Here is a 4,005-nt window from a genome sequence, read left to right as displayed (position 1 = left end):
GCTCTAAGTAGTCTGAGTAACGCACAGAAAACGGGTTTCTCGGAGAAACCCGTTTTCTACTCATGCACTCATGCAAAAGGGGGAATAAATAATCAGTCTTTAATAACCAGATTTAAGTAGCTGGTTATAATTAAATTAAAAATGGATTTTAGGTTCGATCCCCCCTGCCCCCCTTGATAAGGGGGGTGCCGATCCCCCCTTAATAAGGGGGCATCTGATAATTTTTAACGCCTACCTACTTAGTATTAACCCGAAGTGATGTTTTTTAATCAAAAAAAACTCGATCGCAATTAAGCGATCGAGTCGAGAAAAAATAGACTAATTATTAATAGTCGAAGTCACCACCGCCGGCGGGAGGAGCGGATTTTTCTTTTTCCGGTTTATCCACCACAATACACTCGGTAGTTAAAACCATACCGGCAATAGAAGCGGCATTTTGTAGGGCAGAACGAGTCACTTTAGCGGGGTCAACGATACCCGCATCAAACATATCGGAGAACTCACCAGTAGCGGCATTATAACCGACATTAAAGGGCTTTTCTTTCACCCGTTCGGCAATAACTGCACCGTTTTGGCCGGCATTTTCAGCGATCCGTTTTAAGGGGGCAGCAATGGCGCGAGAAACGATTAAAGCGCCGGTTAATTCTTCATGGTGTAGGGTTTCTTTAGCCCAGGTTTCCAATTGGGGAGCCAGGTGAGCCAAAGTAGTACCACCCCCGGGGACGATACCTTCTTCTACAGCTGCTTTAGTGGCGTTAATTGCGTCTTCTAGGCGCAATTTGCGGTCTTTCATTTCCGTTTCCGTAGCGGCACCGACTTTAATCACTGCCACACCCCCGGCTAATTTAGCCAGACGTTCTTGCAGTTTTTCTTTATCGTAGGAAGAATCGGTTTCCTCGATTTGACGGCGAATTTGCTCACAACGGGTTTTCACTGCCACGTCGTTGCCTTCGGCCACGATGGTGGTGGTATCTTTGTTCATGGTGATACGACGGGCCGTACCTAAGCTGTCAATTTTGGTGGTTTCCAGTTTTAAACCCGCATCTTCGCTGATTACTTGACCACCGGTTAAGACGGCGATATCTTCTAACATCGCTTTTCTGCGATCGCCAAATCCAGGAGCTTTCACCGCAGTGACGTTAAGAACACCGCGCAGACGGTTAACCACTAGGGTTGCCAAAGCTTCTTTTTCGATGTCTTCGGCGATAATCACTAGGGGTTTACCTTGACGGGCCACTTGTTCGAGAATGGGAACCAAATCCTGTACTAAACCGATTTTTTTGTCGGTAATCAGAATAGCGGGATCCTCAAAAACGCATTCCATGCGTTCGGTGTCGGTGACAAAGTAGGGGGAGATATAACCTTTGTCAAAACGCATCCCTTCGGTGATTTCCAGTTCGGTGGTCATCGATTTCCCTTCTTCTAGGGAAATTACGCCTTCTTTACCTACTTTATCCATGGCCGAGGCGATCATTTGACCGACTTCATCATCGTTACCGGCAGAGATAGCGCCCACTTGTGCGATCGCTTTGGAATCTTCTACGGGTTTCGCGTGTTTGGCGATTTGACTGACGAGGAAATCGGCAGCTTTATCGATGCCTTTTTTCAGAGAAATCGGGTTAGCACCGGCGGCGACGTTGCGTAAACCTTCTTTAACGATAGCGTGGGCGAGAACGGTGGCGGTAGTTGTACCATCACCGGCTACATCGTTGGTTTTTGAGGCGGCTTGGCGAATTAAAGCCACACCGGTGTTCTCGATATGGTCTTCCAGTTCGATTTCTTTAGCGATGGTGATGCCATCATTGACGATTTGGGGCGCGCCAAATTTCTTTTCGAGGACGACGTTACGACCTTTGGGGCCAAGGGTGACGGCTACCGCTTCGGCCAGAAGATCCATGCCTTTTTCTAAGGCGCGACGGGCATCTTCGTTGTAGATAATAGATTTAGCCATAATGTCTCGTTATTCGTGCAAAATAGGGGTTTTCAAGGGTAGATGATTAGGAAACGGCGGCGAGAATGTCTTTTTCGGAGAGGAGAACGAATTCTTCGCCACCAAGTTTGATATCGGTTCCGGCATATTTGGAGTAGAGAACTTTGTCCCCCACACCCACTTCTACGGGGGTACGGCTACCGTCATCGTTGCGTTTGCCTGGGCCGACGGCCACGACTTCCCCGATTTGGGGTTTTTCTTTAGCGGCGTCGGGAAGGAAAATACCACCGGCGGTTTTTTCTTCGCTGGGACTAACTTTGACGAAAACTCGATCGCCTAGGGGTTTAACAGTAGTTACGTTGATGCTGACTGCAGCCATGGAATATCCTCCGTTTCTCTTGTATTTGGGTAAGTGTCTTTTCCAGATTAGCACTCTTACCTTCCGAGTGCTAATTTACCGAAATACAAGGCCCCCTGACAACTGCTCGATCGGTACGGGTTCCCGAACTATGATGTTAAGCTAGGGTTTGCGGCAAAAAGTTTGTTGGTGGGGTCAGGAGCCGGTCTCGATGAAAAAATTTTCACCCCCACAGATGAAAGAGGTTTCCTTCCCTACACCCCACACCCCACACCCTACACCCTCTTTCAAGTCAGGAGTCGGTCGTCAGGAGAATTAAGAATGAGCATTAATCAATTGAAGGCTCTATTTAAGAATTTTAGGCAATTTTATGCTTATTTCTCTCATTTTTGCCCTCTCAAAAATTAATTAGGGTTTGCTGAATAAATTTGAAATGTAGGCAAGGTAGCGGTTTTGTGGCTTTACGAGCGAAACAGGTGCAAGATTTTGAGAGAATCCTGCTTCTAAACCTTGCGTCTTCATCGGCCCGCGTCCTGTAGGGGCGAAGCATTCGGGCAATAACCTATCGGTGAAACCGGAGATTTTCTATCCGAATGCTTCGCCCGTACTTTTTGCCGCAAACCCTACTTATGCAAGAACTCTAGTGTAAGCTGTTGTGCAAAAACAAAAGAGTTGAGCGGAAACACTCAACTCCTTTGTTTTTTATGCTTGATTCTATCTATAAAGTGTTATTGTGACTGCCAAAAACTTGCGCTTTTAGTGCATCAATTTCGGCTAATAACTCGCGACGATTTTCATCCTTGAGTAGATAGCGCCAGACAAACCAACCAGTGTAAACGATCCCAACTAATTGTAGGATAGGAGCAAGGAGGGGAATATCATCGATCGCATCTAAAACCGCTAGGGTAACTTTCACGGTGACAAAACTGGCTAAAATTGCCCCCAGAACGATTAAAGGTTTTTTGTATCCAGAGAAGAAACTACCGATATAATCGGGGACATTAGCCAGATAGGACATTACCGAATCCCAAACTGGTTCTACATATTCAGACCAAATCTGTTCGGTGCTGCTGCTGCTGCTGGGTTTGCTCAGAGACCCGGGTAAATCTGTTCTAATCGGATTTTGTGTTTCGGTGGGTTGCATTGATTCCATATTAACTGATCCTCATCATAAAGGTTAGACAGTGCGCGAATACGACCAACGGGGGTCAATTTTAACAGACTGAATAGACTAACTCGCTGTTGCCCATATTATCGGATAATTGCGATAGTAGGCGGAAAGTTTCTCAACAACTATTAAGAATCAAGGATTTAGCTTCTCAATTTTATCGTCAGTCTGACCGCAATTCTCTATTCTAACAGCAGGTAGCGATCGGAGTTGAGGAATCAGGGGGTGTCAGTTATCAGTGAACAGTAATCAGTTATCAGTGGGGAGATAGGGAGAAAAAAGCGTTCGACAAAAGCTCACGCTGAAGTCTGGTGGGTTACGGCGAATACTCAATTTTTAGTGAGATTATAACTTATTTTCGCCTAACCCACCCTACAGATGATTACCTAGGGCTTGCTGAATAAATCTAAAAACCTTGTTGGATAAGGCTTTTAGACTTTTTTGACCTCAAAAAGTGCCGACCATTGGAGGGATCAGGGGTAAAATTCAGGTACTTTTTCCCTGAAAATTAGGTAACTGACTACCTCAAAATCGGTAAAACCCTACACC

General features: G+C 45.9%; 3 protein-coding genes. All 3 read right to left on the bottom strand.

Annotated features, from left to right (window positions below; genetic code table 11):
* Positions 1–325 precede the first annotated feature (325 nt).
* The 3 genes from groL to IQ242_RS18490 all read right to left on the bottom strand — a co-directional run bounded on the left by groL (position 326) and on the right by IQ242_RS18490 (position 3,441).
* Positions 326–1,951: a chaperonin GroEL gene (groL, locus tag IQ242_RS18500; RefSeq protein ID WP_193960977.1), complete on the bottom strand. Its 1,626-nt coding sequence runs from the start codon at positions 1,949–1,951 to the stop codon at positions 326–328.
* Between the two features lie 46 nt (positions 1,952–1,997).
* Positions 1,998–2,309, bottom strand: a complete 312-nt coding sequence (gene groES, locus IQ242_RS18495) for a co-chaperone GroES (RefSeq protein ID WP_002737272.1) — start codon at positions 2,307–2,309, stop codon at positions 1,998–2,000.
* A gap of 697 nt (positions 2,310–3,006) precedes the next feature.
* Positions 3,007–3,441, bottom strand: a complete 435-nt coding sequence (locus IQ242_RS18490; protein ID WP_193960976.1) for a CAAD domain-containing protein — start codon at positions 3,439–3,441, stop codon at positions 3,007–3,009.
* Positions 3,442–4,005 lie beyond the last annotated feature (564 nt).

The organism is Microcystis sp. LEGE 08355 (genome assembly GCF_015207185.1).
Lineage (GTDB): Bacteria > Cyanobacteriota > Cyanobacteriia > Cyanobacteriales > Microcystaceae > Microcystis > Microcystis panniformis.
This window is presented reverse-complemented; position numbering and strand designations above follow the sequence as displayed.